Raw genomic sequence first — 21,564 nt, forward strand, 5'->3', positions numbered from 1 at the left:
ACGTCCTCCGTTCGTGTCCGATTTGGAGGGTCAATGAGCGACGGGTACGAGGACCTCGCCACGACCATCGACATCCTCGTGTGCCGAACGGGACTCGACCGACGGAGTCTGTTCGACCTCAAGGGGCTGTCCTTCCACACCTCGCTGCCGGAGGCCGACATCCGCAGGCTCCTGGACGGCGAGGAGCTGGAGGCCGCGGAGGTCGACCACCGGGAGGTGGCCCGGCGGATCCAGTTCTTGATGGACACGCGCCTCTGCCGGGAGGAGGGACCCGGGGGCGTCGTCTGGCAGCGCCAGTACACGGCGCCGGAGATCGCCGCCGGGATCGGTATGACTCCGCAGTGGCTCAACACCCTGCTCAGCCAGCGCAAGCACAGCTCGCCGAACCTCAAGCACGCCGGGCGGATAGCGCGGTTCTTCGGCGTGCCGGTCAACTTCTTCACCGACGAGCCGGCGGAGGCGCTGAACCGGGTCCTGCGCGCCGAGGTGCTCCCGCAGCTGAACGCCTTCGTCGCCCATCCCCGTTCGACCGTCAGGAACCGCTACGCCCTGGAGATCCAGCACCGGCTGGGCGACGTGGTGCTCGAGCCGCCCGTGGAGCGGGCGCTGATGCTCTTCGTCGACGGGATCGCGCGGGAGGAGGGCCCTGGTGGGCGAGCCGCCCGCAGTGGAGGAGACTCCGGAGGGCACGGCTCCTCCTCGGGTGACGCAGGACGGGTCTCTGCGGGCGCGCACCACTCCTAGGCCACAACCGCAACAATGGGGACGTTTCATGGGCAAGAGAAAGATGATCAAGCTGCGGAACGAGATTCTCGCGAACCTCGGCCGCCCGATCCCGTCGGATCCCGACGAACTCTTCGAGTCGCTCAGGCAATTCCTGGAGCGACGGTTCAACGAGGACCGCGGGAACGGAACGTACCGGCCGGTGCAGCTTCTCTTCCGTGAATTCCCCGAGGACACCGCCAGTGGACTGACGCTCACCTTCGACGACCGGATGGTCATCGTGGTCGAGCGCCACACGACCACGCTCCATCAGCTGGTGATCCTCGCACACGAAATGTGGCACGCCCTGATGGGGAAGTGCCTCACGCACGGCGCACAGCCCGACGCGGTGTCCGCGGCCGCCCGCTCCCTGGGAGGGGAGCTGGAACACGAGGACATCCTCGCCCTCGCCGCGCGCACCCATTTCAACACCAAGGAGGAGAACGACGCCGAGGCGTTCGGGCTGCTCCTGGGAAGCAGCTGCCGGGAGATCCTCGAATCGGGCGCCGCCTCGCTCCCGAACACCGGTCTGGCCGGACGCATCCAGTCCAGCATGGGCCGGGGCTTTTGAGCATGCAGGGGTCGGACTACTACATACCCGCGTTCGCGCTGGCCGTCGCGCTCGTGGTGAAACTTCCCTCTCTGTGGCACAGCCGAAGATCGCCGATGTCCCAGGCGATCTTCGTCATCATCGCCGCGTCGGCCGGGGGGTTCGTCTTCGCCGCGCCGCCGAGTGTCGAACGCGTCAACAGGCTGACGGGCGTCCCGAACGTCTCCGCCCTGATCGTCTACTGCTTCCTGTCGTGCCTGTCCTGCGCTTCGATGGTCCTCCTCCTGCACTGGCGCGGTGGCCCCGAAGCGGCCGTCCGCAGGCAGACCAGGATGTGGATCGCCGCTACCGCCGGAGTCATCTCGACGTTCTGCGTCCTGTTCGCGCTCAGCGACATACCGGCGGAGCGGCCCCGCGACCTCGACACCTTCTACGCGACCACCCCCTTCATCGGCGAGATGATCCTGCTGTACCTGACGGCTCACGCGGCCACCGCCACGGTCGTGATGACGAAGTGCTGGCGGTGGTCGGCCGAACTCCGGGCGGTGAAGGCGGGCTGGACCCGGTGGGGCCTGCTCACCCTGGTGACGGCCTTCGGCCTGGGCCTGTCCTTCGCGCTGCTCAAGTTCGCCGCCGTGGGTGCCCGCTGGGCCGGAACCGACGCCCTGGACGTGCTCAGCACCGAGATCGCCCCGCCCCTCGCGGGTATGGGCGCCCTCATAACCACCGTCGGATTCCTCATTCCGGTCGTCGGGCCGCGACTGGAGTCGATGTGGGACGCGTGGCGCGCCTACCGGCTCATGGAGCCTCTGTGGCGCGCCCTGGAGCCCTGGGTCGGCGACGGGGCTCCCATGCGGATCGCCAGGACCTCGTCCCTGGAGATGAGAGCCACCCTCAGGGCCACGGAGATCGCCGATCGCCTGCTGAACCTGGCGCCCCATCTCGATGCCACGCACCGTGCGGCGGCCGAGCGCTATGCGACGGCCCGGGGTCTCGAACTCGAAGCTGCCCTGATCGTGGCAGAGGCGGCCACGATCAGGGCAGCCCTCGCCTGCACGCCGGTCAGCGGCGGTCCTGTGGCCGGCGGTGCTGTGGCCGGCGGTCCTGTGGCGTGCACCCCGCCGGGCCCTGAGCGGCCGTCGGCGGATGACAGCGCGGAGGTCCCCGGTCCGCTCCCGATACGGATCTCCGGGACGAACGGACTCGCGGAACTCAGCCGCCACTTCTCCAGGATCCACCCCACGGACCTCCTGGTCGACGCCGCCCACTCGGAGAGCAACTGATCATGCACACTCGTCCCCGCGGTGGCCGCCGGTGAGCGCGGGCACCGCATTCCTCGGCTCGGCCGGCGTGCTCCTGATCGTCACGCTCATCAAGCTCTGGGCCTTGCGCAAGAACCCCAACGACCCGATCCTGCGAGCCGTCTGCGGGACGCTGTTCATCGGGGCGCTCCTCTTCGTCACCGCGGCTCCGCCCCATTTGGCCAAGATCAACAACTGGTTCGGCACGCCCAACATCGCGGCGCCGATCGTGTACTGCATCCTCACGGCGTTCGACGCCGTCAACATCGTCTTGTTGATCCACTGGCGCGGGAACGACGACGCGGCGCGCACCCGGCGACAGACCCGGCTGTGTCTGACCGCGTACGTGGCGGTGATGGCGGCGATCGTGCTCCTCTTCACGATGGGCGACGCACCCGTAGAGCGGCTGCGCGACCTCGACACGTACTACGCCAACACGCCGTTCATCCGCGAGATGATCGTGCTCTACCTGGCGGCGCACACGGTCGCGGCAGTCACCATGACGGTGCTGTGCTGGCGGTGGTCGCGCCAGGTGCCCGGCAGCCTGCGTCTGGGGCTGCTCACCATCGCGGCCGGTTCGTCCTCCGCGTTCCTCTACGACCTGCTCAAGTACACGGCCATCGTGGCCCGCTGGTCGGGCGCGAACCTCGACTGGCTCAGTACCCACGCCGCTTTCTCGCTGGCCGGTGTCTCCGCGCTCCTGGTCGCCGCCGGTTTCCTCATTCCTCCGCTCGGGCAAGGGGCCAGTTCCCGGTGGGGGATGTTCCAGCAGTTCCAGCGGCTCAAGCCGCTCTGGCTGGAAATCCAGTCGGAGATCCCCCGCACGTGCCCGAAGCCCATGAGCTGGTGGCGGTCGATGGACCTGCGCCTGATGCAGCGGGAGCGGGACATCCACGACGCCGTCCTGAGGCTCGGCCCCTATTTCGACGCGTCGACCGGCAAGAGGGTCTACGCGGAGGCCCTGGCCGAACACGCCGAACGCCGCCGGGCGCGCGGGGAGGCCGACGCCTCGGTGATCGCCGGCGCCGTCATCGCCAAGGCGACCGCGCGGCCGGCGGTCAGTCCCGAGGACAGGTGGATGCTGACCTCCACCGAGGACCCCGAAGACCTCGTCAGGATGTCCGACGCGCTGGCCCGCTCCCCTCGGGTCCAGGCGATCCGGCGGTGGGCCGCGCTCGTGGGGAGCCGCGGCTGACTCGCGAGGCGTCGCGGGCAGGGGCCCTGGCCGCTCGGCGCGCGCCCGGGACGCCGGACCCGGTGACGCGGCCATGCGGCCTCTGACGAACGATCTCCACTGCACTTCACGTCTCCACCGCACTCACGTCTCCACCGCACTCACATCTCCAGCGCGCCCACATCTCCAGCGCTCTCACATCTCCAGCGCTGACATCGCCCCCGCACAGGCGACAGGACCAGAACCGAAACCGACCGCGCGTCGTCAGGGACGAGATCCAGGAGGAACTCCCATGCACCTTTTCGCGCCTCTTGAACTGCCCAACGGATCCTGTCTGCCGAACCGGGTGGCGAAGGCCGCCATGGAAGAGAGCTTGGCCCGCCAGCCCGGACAGCTGCCGGGGCCGGAGATCGAGGAGCTCTACCGCCGCTGGGCCCGGGGTGGAAGCGGCCTCATCATCACGGGCAACGTCATGGTGGACAGACGGGCCCTGACCTCACCGCGAACCGTCGTCCTCGACGCCGGGACGCCCCTCGAGCCGTTTCGCCGCTGGGCCGCGGCCGCCGGATCAGCCGGCGGGCACGTGTGGATGCAGATCAACCACCCGGGCCGCCAAGTCCGCTCCGACCTGCCCGGCGTCGCCTGGGCGCCCTCCGAGGTCGCCGTGAGCCTGGGCAAGCACACCTCCGCTTTTGCGCGCCCCACGGCCATGGACGAGGCGGACATCGCAGCCACCACAGCCCGCTTCGCCACCACAGCCCGGCTCGCCGAGGAGGCCGGCTTCCACGGCGTCCAGATCCACGCCGCCCACGGCTACCTCCTGAGCCAGTTCCTGTCCCCGCTGGTCAACAGGCGGAGCGACCGTTGGGGCGGCAGTCTGGAGAACCGGGCCAGACTGCTCATAGAGATCGTGAAGGCCGTCCGCGCCCAGGTGTCCGAGAGCTTCGCCGTGGGCGTCAAGATCAACACGGCCGACTTCCAGCGCGGCGGCTTCGACACGGACGAAGTGGCGCAGGTCCTCGGGTTCCTGGACGGGCTCGGCGTGGATCTCGTGGAACTCTCCGGCGGCAGCATGGAGAGCGCGGCGACCATGGGCCGTACCGCCGACGAGACCATGCTGGACAGGGAGGCGTACTTCCTGTCCCTGGCCGAACGGCTCGTCGAAGTCGCCTCCGTGCCGCTCATGCTGACGGGCGGGATCTGCCGCCGCGCGACCGCCGAACGGGTCCTGGAGCGGGGGTTCGCCGTGGCCGGCGTGGCCACGGCCCTCGCCCTGTGTCCCGACCTGCCGGCCCGGTGGCAGGCGGGCGAGGACGCGCACGTCCCGCCGCCCCGGCTCGGCTGGAAGGACCAGGACCTCGCCAGCGCCGCCGTCCTGGCCATCGTCCGAGCCCACATGAGCCGCCTCGTGCGGGGCAGCAGGCCCCGGCCGAGGATCCCCTCGTCGTTCGTCTTCGCCCTGGACACGCTGCGCAGCCGGGGCAGCGTGCGGGCCTACGGGACCTGGCTGGCCGCGAACCCGGCACCGGACGCGACGTCAGCGGTGCAGGGCTGAGGACTGAGTACTGAGGACTGAGGACTGAGGGCTGACAGCAGCCGGCAGCGGCTTGCCCTGCCGGGCATACGGGCCGATCAACGGCCGGGCGCGGTCAGGCGAGGTCCGGGCTACTCAGGCGCAGGTGAGTACGTGCGCTCTGCTCTGATGCCGGGGCGGACCGGGACGCTTGCGCCATGCGCCGAAATCCACTGCGTCGTCCCGCGCCCTTGCTGATGCTGTTTCTCATTGCGGCCGCGGCATGGGCCGCCTGGCTGGGCTGGGACCAGCACCGTGACGTGCATCCCGACGGCTCGGTCTCGGGCCCGTACGAGGCATGGCAGGTGATCGGGCTGGTGCTGACCCTCCTGCCACCGGTGTACTGGGCTGCTTCCCGGCGACACGTCGTGGGCGCCGTGTTCGGCACCACGGCCGGTGTGACCACCGCCGCCTGCTACGACTGGTCGGACGACTCCAGCGGACTCTTCCTCATCGGCGTGGGCCTGGTCATGACCTCGTGCCTCCTGGCCACCTTCGCACTCTGCGCCGTGGTGACCATCCGCAGGGGTGAGGGAGGCTTCCGCGGCGACCGGCCCGGGTCTGCTCGCCCATGACCTGCTCTACCTGCGGCTGTTCACCGGCCCACCGTCGCGCGCACCCGAGCCCCTCGGTGACGGCAAGATCGATTGTCAGTGGTGGGTGAGAAGGTAGGAGCATCCAGTCGGGAAAAGGGGGAGCGGTCATGTCCGGAAGCCAGAATTACATCAATCACGTTGCTCTTGTGTTGGATGCCAGTTCGTCCATGTCGCACCTGAGCCGAAAGGTCATTGATGTCGCGGACCAGCAGATCGCGTATCTGGCCCGCCGGTCGAAGGAGCTGGACCAGGAAACCCGCGTCACGGTGTACGTCTTCTCGGGCAAGGTGGAGTGCGTCATCTATGACAAGGACGTGCTGCGAATGCCGTCCCTGAAGCAGTTGTACCGGGTCGGCGGAATGACCGCTCTGCTGGCTGCCACCTTGAAGTCGCAGCGGGAGCTGGCGCAGACGGCGCAGATCTACGGCGACCACAGCTTCCTGACGTTCGTTCTGACCGACGGCCAGGAGAACGCCAGTCATCACTGCCCGGATGCCCCTTCCCGGGACCCGCTTGAGCTCACGCGGGCCGTGGCGGAGTTGGTCGAGACGCAGGAGGACAACTGGACCCTGGCCGTCCTCGTGCCGGACCAGATGGGCAAGCGCGAGGCCATGCAGTGCGGTTTCCCCAAGAACAACATCGCGATTTGGGACGCCACCAGCACTCAGGGCCTGGAAGAAGCCGGGCAAGTGATCCAGCAGGCTACCGAGAAATTCATGGTCGGCCGCACCCGTGGGATCCGGGGATCCAGGGCGGTGTTCTCCACGGGTGCGGAAACCGTCAACAAGGACACCATCAAGGCTGCCGGTCTCACCCCGGTAAATCCGGCCGAATACCAGCTCGTTCCGGTGGCCCGCGAAGCGGTGATACGGGACTGGGTCGTCGAAAGCGGCCACACTTACCGCACCGGTGGTGCTTTCTACCAGCTCAGCAAGTCGGAGAAAGTGCAGGCGCGGAAGCAGATCGCGGTGCTGGAGAAGAAGACGGACCGGGTCTACACGGGGCCGGAGGCCCGGGCGCTGCTGGGCCTGCCGGACGCGGAAGTGCGGGTCAAGCCCGACCACAACGACGACTTCACCATCTTCGTGCAGAGCACCAGCGTGAACCGGAAGCTGGTGCCGAACACGCGGCTGCTGCTCATGAACTGACGCCGTGCGAAACCCGCCGGTGCGGTCGGCGGGTTGCTCCACCCTGCTGCGCCGTGAGGCGCCCGGGCATGGCGCTGATCCCTGATACCGACGTCAGGCGTGCAGTGGGAGACGGCTGCGTCGCCAGGTCGTTCCGGTCAGCCCGGGCCAAGTGGTCGGCGCGGTCACCCTTGGACCGGTTCACGTGCGGGCGCGGCCTCATGCCGCTGTCCTCGTTCCGGTGCCGGCGGACGAACGGTCCGGGACCGACATGCTGGGGGGTGGCAGCGGGCTCTGGGGTTGCTTCTGATCCGGCCGGGCGGGTGGGATGTAAGGCGACGGCGAGGCGTAACGAATCTTGTGAGTATAAGATGTCGTATAGCCTTCGGCCGCCGCCGGGTGTGGGGGGCGCGGGTCTCATACCGACGGAAGGGGAAGCTGTGCGCACGACCACTCTCGGACGTACCGGCATCACGGTCAGCCGGATCGCTCTGGGCACGATGATGCTCGGGGCCTGGGGGAACCGGGATCACGAGGACGGGGAGCGGCTGATCCGTACGGCCTTGGACGCCGGGGTCAACTTCGTCGACACCGCGGACATGTACTCGGCCGGGGAGTCGGAGGAGATCGTCGGCAAGGCACTGAAGGGGCGGCGGGACGAGGTCGTGCTCGCGACCAAGGTGCATTTCCCGATGGGCGGGGGCGGGAACCGGCAGGGCAACTCGCGGCGCTGGATCCGGCAGGCCGTCGAGGGGAGTCTGCGGCGCCTGGACACGGACCGCATCGACTTGTACCAGGTGCACCGGCCCGATCCCTCGACGGACATCGACGAGACGCTCTCGGTCCTGTCCGACCTGGTGAGGGAGGGGAAGGTGCTGGCCATCGGGAGCTCGGACTTCCCGGCGGAGCAGATCGTGGAGGCCCGCTGGACGGCCGAGCGGCGCGGGCACGTGCCGTTCCACACCGAGCAGCCGCCGTACTCCGTCCTCATGCGGGGTGCGGAGCGTTCGGTGCTGCCGACGGCGCAGAAGTACGGTGTCGGCGTCCTGACCTGGAGTCCGCTGGCCAGTGGCTGGCTCACCGGGAAGTACCGCCGTGGTGGGCCGCTGGAGCTCAACGAGTTCCGGCGCGATCTCATCCCGCACAAGTTCGACCAGAGCCTGCCGGGCAACGTCCGCAAGTACGAGGTGGTCGAGGAGCTGCTGCGGCTCGCCGATGACGCGGGGCTGTCCCTCACCCACCTCGCGCTCGCCTTCGTGCTGAGCCATCCGGCCGTCGACAGCGCCGTGATCGGCCCGCGCACCACGGACCAGCTCGAAGACCTGCTGGCAGCCGCCGACGTGGAACTGGACGACGCCGTGCTGGACCGGATCGACGAGCTGGTCCCGCCCGGCAGCGACCTCAACCCGGCGGACGCCGACTACACACCGCCGCAGCTGGCGGACCCGTCGCTGCGCAGGCGCTGACGTGCACGCCGAGAGTGCGCCGACGACGCCGTACGGGGTGCAGGGCGCGGTGCTGGAGGGCCGGGTCGTGTGCGGGGCGTGCGGTGAGCCCTGCCTCTACGCACCGGCCGGCCCCGGCGCCTACCTGTGCGGCTCGGGGTGTCAGCCCGCCGTCCCGGCCGCCGAGCTGGAGCAGCGGGTCGGGCGGGCGGTCATGGAGCGCCTGTACAGCCCCGGCGGCCTCGTGCGCATGGCCGCGGCGCAGGAACTGCTGCACGGGCTGGGGGTCGAGCTGGCGTACCCGGTGCCGGTGTCGGCACGGCACGCCGTGCACCAGTGGTCGCACGACTTCGACCGGGACACGCGCCGCTCGACGGTGAGCGACGCGCTGCTGGCCGTGGTCGTGGGTCCTGCCCCGCAGGGTGACAGCGGTGGGGAGGTGCGGCTCTTCTTCGCCTGGCGCCGCCCCCGCGCCGACCCGCACGGCCCCGGGACCATCTGATGTCAGATCATGTGCAGGGGTCGTGCGGTGGTAAGAGATGTGCGGGTAACCTTCACGTCATGGCGTCATCGGCGATGGAAGAGCGTATCGGGGAGCACATCAAGCGGGTGGAGCAGGAGCTCACGTCCGCCAAGCATGCTGCCCTGAGGCCGTTCAAGCTCAACGTTCCGCAGTACAACGTGCTGCTGGCCCTGCAGCAGCAGCCGGGGCTGTCCGGCGCGGCGCTCGCGCGCCGCGGCATGGTCACTCCGCAGACGATGTCGTCGGTACTCGCCACCCTGGAGGGCCGGGGCCTGGTCGAGCGCCGCCCGCACCCGATCCACCAGCACATCCTGGAGGGCCGCCTCACCCGCACGGGAGGCGCCCTGATCCGGCGCGCCGACGAGGCCGTCCGGGAGGTGGAAGCCGTCCTGACCGCCTGCTTCGAGGCGGAGGCGGCCGAGGAGTTCCTGGCGCGGCTGGAGACCTGCTCGAAGGCGCTGTCGGGTTACAAGCCGGCCGAGGGGAAGTAGGCGTCTTGACGCGAAGCCCCGGCGGGGCGGGCTCCGGGCCCGCCCCGCCGGGGCTTCGCGTCAAGGATCTCCGGGACCTACCAGGCGACGGGGCCTTCGTCGTCGAAGAAACCGCCGGTGGGGCCGTCCTCGCCGAGGGTGGCGAGGTGGACGACGATGCGGGCTCCTTCCTCGACGGTGCGGGTGCCCTGATGGCCGTTGAGGTCGGTGGCCACGTACCCGGGCGTGGCGGAATTGATCTTGAAGGTGGTACCGGCGAACTCGCGTGCGTAGTGCAGCGTGAGCGAGTTGAGCGCCGCCTTGGAGGAGTTGTAGGCGAGCAGCTGCCGGTGCGGTGACGACAGGTCCGCGGCCTTGGCGAGCGAGCCGAGGCGGCTGGAGAGGTTGACCACGCGGGGTGCGGGCGACCTGCGCAGCAGCGGCAGCATGGCGTGCGTGGTGGCGATGACGCCGAAGACGTTCGTCGCGTAGATGTCGCGGGCGAGGCTCGCCGTCGTGGCGCTGGGGTCGACGTCGTCCTCGACGATCCCGGCGTTGTTGACCAGGACGTCCAGCCGGCCGAAGTCCTCCTCGACGGCGGTGGCGGCCGCCCGGACCGTGGCTTCGTCGGTGACGTCGAGGTGCACGGGGCGCGCGTCGATACCGAGGCGGCGCAGTTCGTCCGCCGTAGTCCCGCCGCGGGCCGCGTCACGGGCGCCGACCAGCACGGTCATGCCCATCTGTCCCAGCCGGCGTGCGGTTTCGCGGCCCAGGCCCTTGTTGGCTCCGGTGATCAGGGCGTACCGGCGGTCCGGCTTCGTCATGGGGGGGGTCCTTCCTGTTTCCTGTGGCATGGCGCAGGGGCGGGCGCGCCGTGTGGCGCGCCCGCCCGCTCGATGGTCCGGTCAGTAGATGCCGAACACCCGGCAAGGGCCGGCGAAGCCCTTGCGGTGCTTGATGAGTCCGACGAGGACGGTGGCCCCGAAGTCGGGCACGGTGTCGAGGTTGGCGATGTTCTCGACGCCGTAGCGCATGTCGCCGAGGACGATGCGGTGTGCGCCGGGGTCTTCGATCTGCAGGTTCTTCGAGGCGTCGAGGCTCGGCGTGTCGGTGCCGGCGGCGACGATCGACCGCTCGCGCACCAGGAGTTCGGCCGCGTCGAAGCCCAGGCCCGGGAAGTGCGGAACGCCGTCGGCGTCGCGGTTGATGTAGGCCCCCGGTGTGTTGATCCGCTCGCACCAGCCCGAGTCCATGACGACCAGGGCGCCGTCGGGGATCCGGCCGTAGCGGCTCTCGTACGCCAGGATGTCGTCGGCGGTCAGGGTGGCGTCGTGGTCCTTGGCGACGCGTTCCCCGATGCGGATGACGCACAGCGGTGCGATGAGGCGGTCGATGGGGATCTCGTCGGTGTAGATGGGCCCGTCCACGAGGTGCGCGGGTCCGTCCACGTGGGTGCCGGTGTGCTCGTCGATCTCGAGCTTGTTGGCGTTGAACCCTTCGTCCGCGATGTGGGCGAAGTGGTCGATGTTCGGCTTGAGGACGATCGGTTCCAGTACGGGGAAGTCGTTGCCGAAGGTGTGCGTGAGGTCGCTGACCCGGCTGCCGCGGATCAGCGGGGCCGGTGCGCGCCGGGGGCTCGGGGTGCCTTGGGCCGTGGCGCTCGCGCCGGCCTCGGCGTCCGCGGCGACGTGGCCGCCGCACTGGTGGCCCTCCTGTCCGTGGACGAGTTTCATGACGTCGGGACTGCACATGGAGTCCTCCTTCGTGGTCGGCGGGGCCGGTCGGGTCCGGCCGGGGGGCTCAGGTGCTGGTCGGGTCGATGATGCGGGTGCCACGGATGAGCCAGGTGGGGCCCTCGGCGATGTGGCCGATCCGCTCGAAGAACCGGGCGAAGTGGGGGCCGGCCATGTGCTTGTCGAAGGAGGCCGCGTCGTCGTAGACCTCGTCCAGGTAGAAGCGGTTGGGGTCGTTCTCGTCGACGACGAGTTCGAAGCGCTGGGTGAACGGTTCGTCCACGGCCGAGTCGCGGGCGTCGGCGTGGCTGGCCGCGATGAACTCCTCGTGGTGCTCGGGCTGGACGTCGAAGGCGACGGCGACGTGGTACATGGGTTCTCCTGGTGGTGGGTGCGGGGCAGCGGGGAGCGCGCCTGGGGCCGCCTCGCCGCATGGGCGGCGAGGCGAGGCGCCGGAGGTGGGGGTGGGGGTGGGGGTGGGGATGGGCGTGGGGGGTGGCCGCCGGGGAGCGGTCAGTCGACGAGCGCGGGCCCCGGGGTGGGGGCGGCGGCCGGCTGCTGCGCGGCCCTGCGCGCCCGCACGAAGCGGTTGCGGCTGGAGCACAGGCCGAACACGAGCTCGGGCAGGGTGAAGACGGCGAGGAGGGTCAGCGAGACGGTCCAGCTGTCGGTCGCGCCGTGCAGGAGGCCGAGCAGCAGCGGGCCGGCGATGCCGCCGACCAGGTAGCCGATGGTCTGCACCATGCCGGACAGCTGCGCGGCGGTCTGCGGGTTCTCGGCCCGCAGGCCGATGAAGGTCAGGGCCATCGCGTGCCCGGCGCCCAGCGTCAGGCCCAGGATGGCGACCCACAGGACGGCGACGCCCGGGAGGAACAGCAGGCCGAGGAGGCTCGCCGCACCGGCGACGGCGATGACGGTCACGATGGGGGCGGTTCCGTTGCGCCCGACCAGCACCGGGGCGACCAGCGCGCCGGGCACGCTGATGAGCATGGCCAGGGAGAGCATGGCGCCGGCCGAGGAGTTGCTGTAGCCGAAGTCGACCAGGACGGTCGGGAGCCAGCCCAGGGCGGTGAAGTAGGCCAGGGCGCGCAGGGCGAGGTAGCCGGTGACCTGCCAGGCCATGGCGTCGCCGAGCAGCGATCCCTTGTCGCCGGTGGGAGCGGCAGCGGTGGCCGCGGGCCGGGAGGACCGCTTGGACAGGGGCAGCCAGACGAGCAGGCCGACGGCGGCGGGCAGGGCCCACAGGGCCAGGGAGTTGCTCCAGCCGCCGACGCTGTCGCGCAGGGGTACCGCGATGCCCGCGGACAGCGCGGCGCCGGCGCTGAGCGCGGCGGTCGCGATGCCTGTGTAGAGCCGGACGCGGTTCGGGAAGGCGCTCTTGATGACCGCCGGCATGAGGACGTTGCCGATGGCGAGACCGGCTCCCGCGAGGGCGGTGCCCAGGAACATGGCCCAGGCGGCGGTTTCGAGCCGGATCAGGATGCCGGCGATGAGGAGTACGAAGCCCAGCACCAGCGCGACCGGGGTGCCCAGTCGGCGGGAGAGGGCGGGCGAGACGGCGGCGAAGACGCCCAGGCACACCACGGGCAGGGTGGTGAGCAGGCTGACTGCCGAATCGGACAGATTGAGGGACCCCTGGATGTCGCCCAGGACGGGGGATACGGCGCCGAGCGCGGGCCGTAAGTTCAGTGCCAGTAAGAACAGGCCCACCGTGATCGCCGTGGTGCTGGGGCGGCCGCTTGAACTGTGGTCGGACACAGTTCTCCTCCTGCTTGAGAGTTGCGTGATTGCGCATGGTCGGATGACTTCAGCAGAGCATAAGACATCTTATAGATGTCCGCTACCGCTTACCTGCTCGATAATTGATGCACCGGCGGGTGGGGGCCGGGCCGCCGCTGCGGCTGGGCCTCGCCCAGCAGCCGCTCGGCGAGGGACCGCTCGACGGCCTGGCGCAGACGCTCCCGCCTGCGCCGGGCGACGTACTGCTCGATCAGCCTGATGAGCTCGGGATCGTGTGCGACGGACGCCGCCGCGGTGGAGTGGGCGCCCACGGCTCAGACCACCGCCGTGAGTTCCTGCTCCCGCGGCCGCGCGAAAGCGGTGGGCGCCCACCGGGTCAGCACCGCGCCCACGGTCATCCCGCCGCCGAAGCCGGCCATCAAAACCGTCTCCCCGTCGGCGAACTCGCCCCGCCGGTGCGCCACGTCGAGCGTGATGGGCACCGACGCGGAGCCGGTGTTGCCGTACTCCTCCAGCGCGAGGTGCATGGTCGCCCGGGGCAGGCCAAGCTCCGGCCACACCTCGCCGAGCATGACGCCGTTGGCCTGGTGCGGTACGAAGTGCCGCACCAGCTCACGCTCCACACCGGCCCGCTCCAGCAGTTCGTGCAGTGCCGCCGGCAGGTTGTCCTGTACGAAGGAGCGCACCCCGCGGCCGTCCATGCGGAAGTAGTGGGCTCCCTCCCGCAGCGTGCGGTCGTTCGCCGGCATGCGGCTGCCGCCGGCCGGAACGCTGATCAGGCGGTACTGGTCGCCGCGGCTGAGCAGACTGGTCTCCGTGATGCCCCGGGCCTCGGGCACCGCGCCGAGCAGCACCGCGCCCGCGCCGTCGCCGAAGAGGATGGCGGTCTTGCTGTCCGAGTAGTCCAGGATCCGCGAGTAGATGTCCGCGCCGATGACCAGGGCGTAGCGGCCGTCGTCGGCGGCGCGCAGCAGCCGCTCCGCGACGGTCGTGGCGTAGACGAAGCCGCTGCACACGGCGTTGATGTCGAAGGCGGCCGCGTTCACCGCACCGATGAGGTGCTGCACGATGCTCGCGGTCGCGGGCTGCGGATGGTCGGGCGTGGAGGTCGCGAGCACGATGTACGCGACGTCCTGCGGCTGCACCCCCGCCTGCTCCAGGGCCGCGAGGGCCGCGCGGGCCGCGAGGTCCGAGGTGGCGTCGCGGTCGTCGGCTCGGCGCCGTTCGCGGATGCCGGTCTTGCGGACGATCCATTCGTCGCTCACCCCCGCTCCGCGCGCTATCTCCTCGTTGCCGACCACGGTGTCGGGCAGGTACGAGCCGGTGGACACGATTCCGATGCGGGTCATTGGGTCCCTCCCCCTGTTGCGGACGGACCGCCGGGGGCGGCCCGCTGGTGGCGCCGGGCCCGGCCGAGGGGCCCGGCCGTTGTCATCGCCGCGCCGGTCCGGGGAGCAGACGGCCCCATCCCGGCGCGGCCGCGTGCACCGCGAGCTGCGGATCGTCGCCGACGACGACGGGATGGCCGACCGCCCTCAGCATCGGCAGGTCGCTTTCGTGGTCGCCGTACGCCCAGCTGCCCGCGAGGTCCAGCCCGCCGAGCGGCGCGGTGAGGCGGACGGCGCGTCCCTTCGTCTCGCCGATCATCGGGGCCAGCACCTCTCCGGTGAGTTCGCCGCGGCGGATCACGGGTCGGGTGGCGAGGACGGCCGAAGCACCGACGTCCGCCGCGACCGGGTCGAGCGGGGCGAAGAAGGATCCGGATACGAGGACCAGGTCCCGTCCGGCCTTGCGGTGGCCGGCGAGGGCCTCTTCGACCTCGGGTACGTAAAGGCCGTCGGGGAGTTCCTGCCACTCGTGGGCGAACCACCGCTGCCCCTCGTCCGCCAGTCGTCTCGCGCTCTCGCCCCGCAGCAGGCGGTAGTAGCGGCGGTTGACGTCGGCGCGTGCGGCGCCCCGCAGCACGGCCTGGCGCAGCTCACCCGTCAGCCGTGCGAAGGTGGCCGGCGGCTCGCCCCGCCCGCGCAGGTAGAACTCCAGGAAGCGGAACATGCTCTTGACGCGGATCAGCGTTTCGTCGACGTCGGAGAACGCCGCCGTCCGTGTGGTGCTGTTCATCGTGGCCCCTTGGTCGGCGTGGCGCGGGTCATGGCGTCGTGCCGTCATGCCGTCATGCGCGTGAGCGTGAAGGCGAACGTGCACAGCACCTCGCCCTTCTGCGTCGCCTCGACCGCGACCCGCAGGTCCTCGGGGCGCCGCTCGTCCTCGTCCTCGTCGGCGGCGTCCAGGACACCGCCGAGGGTGTAGTCGACGGGTGCCTCGGCGGGGCGGTGCCCGCGGCCGGAGGCGCCCACGGCGGCGCTCAGCACCGTGTCGTCCTCCAGCTCGCCGAAGCGTGTGAAGCGCACGTCGAGCGCGGTGAGCAGGGTCTTGGAGGCGGCGAGTCCGCGGACTTCGAGCGCGGCGAGCAGGGCGAGCTGCCGCGCCCCTTCGGCGATCACCATGCCGGGCAGGTGGTCCTGCGGGTGGTCGAAGAGGCTGGCGTGCCTGGCCGGGATGCGCAGCAGTGCCTGTGCGCTCTCGCCGATGACCACGCCGTCGAGCAGGACGACGTTGTCGGGGTTGGCCCGGCCCACCAGGTGCGGGGCGATGGGGGCGCCGGGGGTGACGGCAGGATAGGAGGCGGAGGACGGCAGGGCCATTCCGTCCCGGTTGTTCAGCCGGAGCGTGAGGTAGCCGTTGGGGTCCTTGAACCGCAGTCCCACGGACGCGGTGCCGAACACGGCGCCGCCGCCCGACAGGGTGATCTCGTAGTCGAGTCCGGTGACCCGGCCCTCGCGCTCCATGCGCTTGCCGATGCCCACGTGCATGGCGAGGCGGAACGGCGAGGTTCCCACGAACACCAGCTCGGGGCGTTCGAGGCGCAGACTCAGGTGGGTGAGGATGAACTTGTTGTCGGCCGGGACGCCGAAGAAGCGGTGGGCACCGGCGAGGGTGGCCTGGCGGCACGCTTCGAGGATCAGCAGGGGGTCGTGGTACCCCGGGCGGAGCAGGTGGTCGCCGTAGTAGGCGTGCGAGCGGGGCAGCTGCGCGGCCGCCGCGTATCTCGTGTCGCCGAGTGGCTGGAGGTCCGTCAGGAACACCTCTCCCAGGGCGTCCCGGTGGACGAGGAGGCGGTCGACGGTGCGGGCGTAGTCGAGTTCCGGGAGCGCCTCGGCGGCGACCTCGATGGCAGTGGTCATGGTGGCCTGGCTTTCTGTTCGCGGTGAGGGTTCCTGCTCACTGTCGGTGCACGGACCGACGCGGGCGCGGGGCACAGCGGGTGGAGGGACGACGACGGGTCGTCCCCCCACGGCTGCGCAGTTGTCGCCCGCGCAGCGCGCCAGGTGGTGGTGATCAGGCCGGGTAGACGTCGCCCGGCAGCTTGCGGTCGGCGCCGACGGTGCCGATGTGCCAGTACGGGTAGGGCGCAGCGGTCTCGCTGACCTTGTCGAGGCGGGCGAGTTCGTCCTCGTTCAGCGTCCACTCCATCGCCTGGAGGTTGTCGGCGAGCTGGTGCGGCTTGGTCGCGCCGATGACGGCCGAGGTGATGCCGGGCTTGGCGAGGACCCAGTTGATGGCCACCTGCGCGACGGTGGCGCCGCGCTCCTCGGCGACCTGCGCCATGGTGTCGACGATGTCGTAGGCCTGGTCCTCGTCGGTCAGCGGCGCCGACTCGGCGGGGGTCCGCTGGGACAGGCGGCTGCCCTCGGGGCGGCCCTCGCCGCGGCGGTACTTGCCCGTCAGGAACCCGCCGGCCAGCGGGGACCAGGCGGTGATGCCGACGTTCTGGTCGACGGCGAGCGGCACGATCTCCCGTTCGAGGTCGCGGGCCGCGATGTTGTAGTAGCCCTGGTAGCAGACGAAGCGGCTGAGGTTGCGGCGGTCGGAGACCGCCAGTGCCTTCATGAGCTGCCAGCCGGCGAAGTTGGAGACGCCGATGTAGCGGACCTTGCCCGAGCGGATCAGGTCGTCGAGCACGCGCAGCGTCTCGTCGAGCGAGGTGCGCGGGTCGAAGCCGTGGATGTGGTAGAGGTCGATGTAGTCGGTGTTCAGGCGCCTGAGGCTGTCCTCGACGGCCGCGTAGAGGTGGTGGCGCGTCGCCCCGATGTCGTTCGGGTCGTCCGTGATGCGCCAGCGGCCCTTGGTGCCGATGATGACGCGGTCGCGGACCTTGGCGAGCGTGCGGCCGAAGAACTCCTCTCCCATGCCGTTCTTGTAGACGTCGGCGGTGTCGAAGAAGTTGATGCCGGCGTCGAGGGCCTGGCTCATCATCTGCTCGACGTTCCCGTCCTGGACGGTGCCGAATTCCGACCAGTTGCGGTCGGCGGCGCCCAGGAAGGAGGCCCCGCCGCCGAACGTCATGGCGCCGAAGCACAGCTCCGACACGGACAGTCCGGTGTCGCCCAGGTAGCGGTATCGCATCTTCATCCTGCTTTCGGTCGATGGATTTTCGTGTGGCAGGGGGTGCCGGTGCGGCAGGGGGTGCCGGGGTGTGGCAGGGGGTGCCGGGGGGAGGAGGGAGCGCCTGGGCAACGGGGGATTTTCCAGGCGCTCCCCGTATCGGGGGGTCGGCTCGGGTGGCGTCGGGGGGCTGCTCGCCTTCGATGGCCCGGTCCTCTCGCCAGGCCCCGAGCGGGGATGTAAGGTTTCGAAGAAACATAAGAGATTTGATGGTTGTCGTCAATGAGAGGCGGGACGGATATGCCGAGCACCTCCGGGCAGACGCGGACGGACGGGGCGCCCGAGCCCTACGACGTGCTCGTCGTGGGGGCGGGGCCGAGCGGGATGACGGCGGCGTGCGAACTGCTGCGCAGGGGCGTGCGCGTACGGGTGATAGACCGCGCGCCGGAGCCCTCGCCCTTCCCCAAGGCGCTGCTGGTGTGGCCGCGCAGCATCGACCTCTTCGAGGACCTCGGAGTCCTCGGCGGGTTGCGCGGGGCCGGGATCCAGATCAACGCGTTCAGCTACTTCTCCGAGCGCCGGCGTCTGGCCGGGTTCGACTTCCCGCAGCACCTCAGCCCCGTGTGCCTGCCGCAGAACGAGACCGAGCGCATCCTGCGCGAGCGGCTGGCGAGCCTGGGCGGCAAGGTGGAGCGGGGGGTGCGGCTGCTCACGCTGGAGGGCGTCGACTTCTCCGGCCGCATCGAGGGCGCCCCGGACGTCACGGCCGTGCTCGAACACGGCGACGGGCGCATCGAGCGCACCCGGGTCCCGTTCGTCGTGGGCACCGACGGCGCGGGAAGCGCCGTACGGGCCCAGCTCGGCGGCGGGTTCACCGGCAGTACGTACGAGAGCGCCTTCGCCCTCGTCGACGCGCGCATCGAGGGGTTCCTGCCGCCGGACCAGGCCCTGTACTACCAGTCGTCGGCCGGCGCGCTGGTGATCGTCGCCCTGCCGGGCGGTGTCTTCCGGTTCTTCTCCAGCCTGCCCGCGGGCGAGAAGGTCAGCGTCGAGCGCATGCAGAAGATCGTGGACGAACGCGGGCCGCGGGGCGTGCGGCTGACCGAGCCGGTGTGGGTCAGCGAATTCCGCATCCACGCCCGCCACGCCACCGAGTTCCAGCTGGGACGGGTCTTCATCGCGGGGGACGCGGCGCACGTCCACAGCCCCGCCGGCGGGCAGGGCCTCAACACGGGCATCCAGGACGCCCACAACCTGGCTTGGAAGATCGCAGCGGTGCTCCACGGCCAGGCGCCCTCCGCTCTGCTGCTCACCTACGGGCCCGAACGGGCCGCCGTGGCCCGACGGGTGGTGCGTGACACCGACATCCAGACCCGGGGGTGGATGGTGCAGGGGCCCGCCGCGGTCGCCGCCCGGGACATCGCCTTCCGCCTGGCCGAGCGCAGCGGGCTGTTCGGGCTCTACGCGCCGGTCATGGCGGGGCGCCGGCTGGCCTACCCCGCCACGCGCGCCACCCAGGTGCCCTCGGGGCGCGGGCCGTGCCGGCTGCGCTCGAAGCTGCCCGGCGGCCTGGTCGTCGGCGCGGTCTTCCCGCGGGAGCTGGCCCTGCCGCACGGGATCGCGGGCCCCGGCGAACAGCCGGCCGGGTGGAGCCTGGTGGTGACCTGCGCGGGCGACGCGGTGGCCTGGCGTTCGCAGACGCGCGCGCTCGCCGCCGGGTGGCCCCAGGTGCGCACCGTCGACCTGTCGGCGGGTTCCGCACGTGCCTCGACGGGCTGCGGGCAGCAGGGCTACTACCTCGTGCGGCCCGACGGGCACATAGCCGCCCACGGTCACTCCGGGGACCTGGACCGGCTGCACGCCGAACTGACCTGGTGGCTCGGCCCGGTGGCCGGCGCCGCCCGCTGACGCCGGTAGCCGAAAGCGCCGATGGGGGGTGCGGCCGGACGGCCGCACCCCCCATCGGCACGTGATCAGACGGCGGTCGTCTGCGCGACGGCTGCCGGGCCCAGCGACAGCTCGCCGGTGGTCATGAGGTCCAGCAGCTGGGCGAGGCCGCGGTCCTCCGGCGTTGCCGTGCGGAAGACGAAATGCCGCAGGCCGGCCTGCTCGGGGCCGCCGAAGAACCGGAAGAAGCCGATGTCCACGTGCCGCGCGGCGAAGCTCTCGTAGAGGTAGACCGTTCCTCCGTCGGCCGTCAGCCGGCCCCCGGCGGCCGTGGGCCCCGCCTCGGCCGCCTCGTACACGATGTCGAAGGCGCCGGTGACCTCGGCCTGGTCCGCCGTCGCCCACGCGGCACCGAGCTCCGCGGCCTCGGCGGCCTGCCCGGCCTCGGCCACCAGCGCCGTGACGTCGGCGCCCAGCGCCGCCAGAAGCTCCACCAGCAGCCGTCCGATGCCGGCCCCGGCGCCCGTCACCAGGACGGCCCGGCCGCGGACGGAACCCGCGCTGCGTACGAGGCGCAGTGCCGTCAGGACCGCCACGCGCAGCGCCGCCGCCTGCTCGAAGCTCACGTGGTCGGGCAGGACGGTGGCGTACTCGGTGGGCAGGGCCATGCAGGACGACCACTCGGTGCTCGTGGCCACGGCCACGACCCGGTCACCCGGCTTGGGGCTGAACCCCTCGGGGGCCGCGCGCATCACGACTCCCGCGACGTCCCAGCCCCGCAGCCACCCCTCGGGCAGCGGCTCGGCTTTGATCATCTCGTCGATCTCGGGGGCCACCGCGCGCACCGCGACGAGGATTTCGTCGTCCGCCTGGGCCGTGACCGTGTCCTGCATGGAGGTGAGCTGATCGGGCATGACAATTCCTCTCATCGGTATGACGGTTTCCTTGCCGGCGTCGTCCGGCACGTCAGCGCTCCTCGGTGACGAGGACGGACGTGCCGGTGAGCTCTTGAACGGCGAGCACCTCGAACGCGTCCGGCTGTTCGAGGGCGCACGCCGCGAGGGCGAGATGGTTCTCCAGCACCCGGAACCTGATCCAGGCGTGGCTGTGGTGGTCGTCGGGTACGCCGGGGGCGAGGCGGATGCGCAGTTGGATCCGCTGTTCGGGGGTGAGCACGACCTGGGCGGCGCTGACCTCGTCGTGCGCGGTGGCCAGGTCGACGAGCTCGCGGGCGGACAGGGTGCGGCCGTGGAAGCGGAAGAACGGCGGTCGGGTACCGAGGACGCGCAGGGCCGGTCCCGGCCGGCCGCACGCGCAGTGGGCGAACTCACCGCGCTCCTCGGTGTCGTAGCGGATGAGCGCCGGGGTCCGGGAGGGGGTGAGGGTCGTCACCAGCAGCCGCCCGTCCACCGCTTCGACGTGCTGGTGCGGCAGCGGGTGGTAGATGCCGGCCAGGCAGTGCGGGCCGCGCTGCCCGATCACCCAGGCCGTCGGGGTCCCGTACAGGCGCCACACCGCGGTGTAGGGGAAGTGGGAGGCGAGCAGGCCGTCGTCGGTGGTGTCGTGGGCGGCGCCTCCCAGCATGAGGGTGCGCAGCCAGGGGAGCGGCCGGCCGGCGGTGCTGGCTCGCAGCAGCCGGGTGACGGCGTGCGGGGGCGCCGCGATGGCGGTGACGTGGTTGCGGGCCAGGAAGCGCAGCCAGTCGTCGTCCGCGCCCTCGGGCAGGGACCCCAGCGGCAGGACGGTGGCGCCGGACGCGGTGGCGAACCGGTTGAAGAAGTAGTGGTCGGGCTGCATCCGGCCCGCGGGGTGCAGGTTCGCGACGACGTCGGTGGTGCGGAGCGGGTTCCAGGCGCTGCGGATCTCGGAGGTGAACATCTGCTCCGGCAGCAGGGTCAGGTCCGGGGTGTCGAGCGTGCCGCCGTGCGCCCACAGCAGCCCCTCGCCCGCGTTGAGGGCGAGGGCCTCGGCGGTCGCCGTGGCCAGTTCCCCCCGGCTGAGTACGGGGAGGTCGGCGAGGGCGAACGAGCGCCGCGCGAGCTCCCGTTCGTACTTCGCGGCGAGCGACGGGAGGCGGGCCGCCTGGTGCAGCACGCCCTCCAGGACGGAGACCGGAGCACCGCCTCCCGGCCCCCGCGGACCAGCGGCGCCCTTGCCGGCGCGCTCCGGCGCACTCGGCGAAGGCGCTGGTCGGTATACGTACGAAACCATCCGAGGTCCCCCTCCTCGATCCTGTGTGG

22 protein-coding genes are annotated in these 21,564 nt (G+C 71.0%); 11 read left to right on the forward strand and 11 right to left on the reverse strand.

Annotation, left to right across the window (positions count from 1 at the left end):
- Positions 1–33 precede the first annotated feature (33 nt).
- From IE207_RS25865 to IE207_RS25910, 10 genes are all read left to right on the forward strand, one after another.
- Complete coding sequence (locus IE207_RS25865; RefSeq protein ID WP_190186711.1) at positions 34–744, forward strand: hypothetical protein; 711 nt, start codon at positions 34–36, stop codon at positions 742–744.
- A gap of 28 nt (positions 745–772) precedes the next feature.
- Positions 773–1,333 (forward strand): toxin-antitoxin system, toxin component, encoded by a 561-nt coding sequence (locus IE207_RS25870; protein ID WP_190186712.1) that lies wholly within the window; start codon positions 773–775, stop codon positions 1,331–1,333.
- Positions 1,334–1,335: 2 nt separating this feature from the next.
- Positions 1,336–2,595: an MAB_1171c family putative transporter gene (locus tag IE207_RS25875; protein ID WP_190186713.1), complete on the forward strand. Its 1,260-nt coding sequence runs from the start codon at positions 1,336–1,338 to the stop codon at positions 2,593–2,595.
- A 31-nt stretch (positions 2,596–2,626) separates the two neighbouring features.
- On the forward strand, positions 2,627–3,808 hold the full coding sequence (locus IE207_RS25880; protein WP_229873998.1) for an MAB_1171c family putative transporter: 1,182 nt from the start codon (positions 2,627–2,629) through the stop codon (positions 3,806–3,808).
- A gap of 271 nt (positions 3,809–4,079) precedes the next feature.
- A complete protein-coding gene (locus IE207_RS25885; RefSeq protein WP_190186714.1) occupies positions 4,080–5,342 on the forward strand; it encodes an NADH:flavin oxidoreductase/NADH oxidase family protein in 1,263 nt (420 codons plus the stop codon).
- A gap of 176 nt (positions 5,343–5,518) precedes the next feature.
- A complete protein-coding gene (locus tag IE207_RS25890) occupies positions 5,519–5,935 on the forward strand; it encodes a hypothetical protein (RefSeq protein WP_190186715.1) in 417 nt (138 codons plus the stop codon).
- A 128-nt stretch (positions 5,936–6,063) separates the two neighbouring features.
- Positions 6,064–7,104, forward strand: a complete 1,041-nt coding sequence (locus IE207_RS25895) for a vWA domain-containing protein (RefSeq protein ID WP_190186716.1) — start codon at positions 6,064–6,066, stop codon at positions 7,102–7,104.
- Between the two features lie 419 nt (positions 7,105–7,523).
- Positions 7,524–8,549, forward strand: coding sequence for an aldo/keto reductase (locus tag IE207_RS25900; RefSeq protein ID WP_190186717.1), 1,026 nt, complete (start codon positions 7,524–7,526; stop codon positions 8,547–8,549).
- A 1-nt stretch (position 8,550) separates the two neighbouring features.
- Positions 8,551–9,030, forward strand: coding sequence for a hypothetical protein (locus IE207_RS25905; protein ID WP_190186718.1), 480 nt, complete (start codon positions 8,551–8,553; stop codon positions 9,028–9,030).
- Positions 9,031–9,089: 59 nt separating this feature from the next.
- The gene (locus IE207_RS25910) at positions 9,090–9,542 is read left to right on the forward strand and encodes a MarR family winged helix-turn-helix transcriptional regulator (RefSeq protein WP_190186719.1); all 453 of its coding nucleotides are present in this window, start codon (positions 9,090–9,092) and stop codon (positions 9,540–9,542) included.
- A 77-nt stretch (positions 9,543–9,619) separates the two neighbouring features.
- On the opposite strand, the gene IE207_RS25915 is transcribed toward IE207_RS25910, so the two are convergent.
- The 9 genes from IE207_RS25915 to IE207_RS25955 all read right to left on the reverse strand — a co-directional run bounded on the left by IE207_RS25915 (position 9,620) and on the right by IE207_RS25955 (position 17,464).
- Positions 9,620–10,345, reverse strand: a complete 726-nt coding sequence (locus IE207_RS25915; RefSeq protein WP_190186720.1) for an SDR family oxidoreductase — start codon at positions 10,343–10,345, stop codon at positions 9,620–9,622.
- An 81-nt stretch (positions 10,346–10,426) separates the two neighbouring features.
- Positions 10,427–11,272, reverse strand: coding sequence for a cyclase family protein (locus tag IE207_RS25920; RefSeq protein ID WP_190186721.1), 846 nt, complete (start codon positions 11,270–11,272; stop codon positions 10,427–10,429).
- 49 nt (positions 11,273–11,321) lie between these two features.
- Entirely contained in the window at positions 11,322–11,627 is a 306-nt protein-coding gene (locus IE207_RS25925; protein ID WP_190186722.1) for a putative quinol monooxygenase, read from the reverse strand.
- 140 nt (positions 11,628–11,767) lie between these two features.
- Positions 11,768–13,012, reverse strand: coding sequence for an MFS transporter (locus tag IE207_RS25930; protein ID WP_229874001.1), 1,245 nt, complete (start codon positions 13,010–13,012; stop codon positions 11,768–11,770).
- 89 nt (positions 13,013–13,101) lie between these two features.
- Positions 13,102–13,305: a hypothetical protein gene (locus tag IE207_RS25935; protein WP_190186723.1), complete on the reverse strand. Its 204-nt coding sequence runs from the start codon at positions 13,303–13,305 to the stop codon at positions 13,102–13,104.
- Positions 13,306–13,308: 3 nt separating this feature from the next.
- Positions 13,309–14,343: a 3-oxoacyl-ACP synthase III family protein gene (locus tag IE207_RS25940; RefSeq protein WP_190186724.1), complete on the reverse strand. Its 1,035-nt coding sequence runs from the start codon at positions 14,341–14,343 to the stop codon at positions 13,309–13,311.
- Positions 14,344–14,425: 82 nt separating this feature from the next.
- Positions 14,426–15,112: an HAD family hydrolase gene (locus IE207_RS25945; RefSeq protein WP_190186725.1), complete on the reverse strand. Its 687-nt coding sequence runs from the start codon at positions 15,110–15,112 to the stop codon at positions 14,426–14,428.
- 44 nt (positions 15,113–15,156) lie between these two features.
- The gene (locus IE207_RS25950) at positions 15,157–16,236 is read right to left on the reverse strand and encodes a ScbA/BarX family gamma-butyrolactone biosynthesis protein (RefSeq protein WP_190186726.1); all 1,080 of its coding nucleotides are present in this window, start codon (positions 16,234–16,236) and stop codon (positions 15,157–15,159) included.
- Between the two features lie 154 nt (positions 16,237–16,390).
- Positions 16,391–17,464 (reverse strand): aldo/keto reductase, encoded by a 1,074-nt coding sequence (locus IE207_RS25955; protein WP_229874002.1) that lies wholly within the window; start codon positions 17,462–17,464, stop codon positions 16,391–16,393.
- A gap of 273 nt (positions 17,465–17,737) precedes the next feature.
- On the opposite strand from IE207_RS25955, the gene IE207_RS25960 reads away from it, so the two are divergent.
- Positions 17,738–19,345, forward strand: coding sequence for an FAD-dependent monooxygenase (locus tag IE207_RS25960; RefSeq protein ID WP_190186727.1), 1,608 nt, complete (start codon positions 17,738–17,740; stop codon positions 19,343–19,345).
- A 65-nt stretch (positions 19,346–19,410) separates the two neighbouring features.
- Here the strand turns inward: IE207_RS25960 and IE207_RS25965 are convergent, their stop codons facing one another.
- Positions 19,411–20,238 (reverse strand): MDR/zinc-dependent alcohol dehydrogenase-like family protein, encoded by an 828-nt coding sequence (locus IE207_RS25965; protein WP_190186728.1) that lies wholly within the window; start codon positions 20,236–20,238, stop codon positions 19,411–19,413.
- Positions 20,239–20,290: 52 nt separating this feature from the next.
- The gene (locus tag IE207_RS25970; protein ID WP_190186729.1) at positions 20,291–21,535 is read right to left on the reverse strand and encodes a phenylacetate--CoA ligase family protein; all 1,245 of its coding nucleotides are present in this window, start codon (positions 21,533–21,535) and stop codon (positions 20,291–20,293) included.
- Between the last annotated feature and the right edge of the window lie 29 nt (positions 21,536–21,564).

It is taken from the genome of Streptomyces cirratus (assembly GCF_014650775.1).
GTDB lineage: Bacteria > Actinomycetota > Actinomycetes > Streptomycetales > Streptomycetaceae > Streptomyces > Streptomyces cirratus.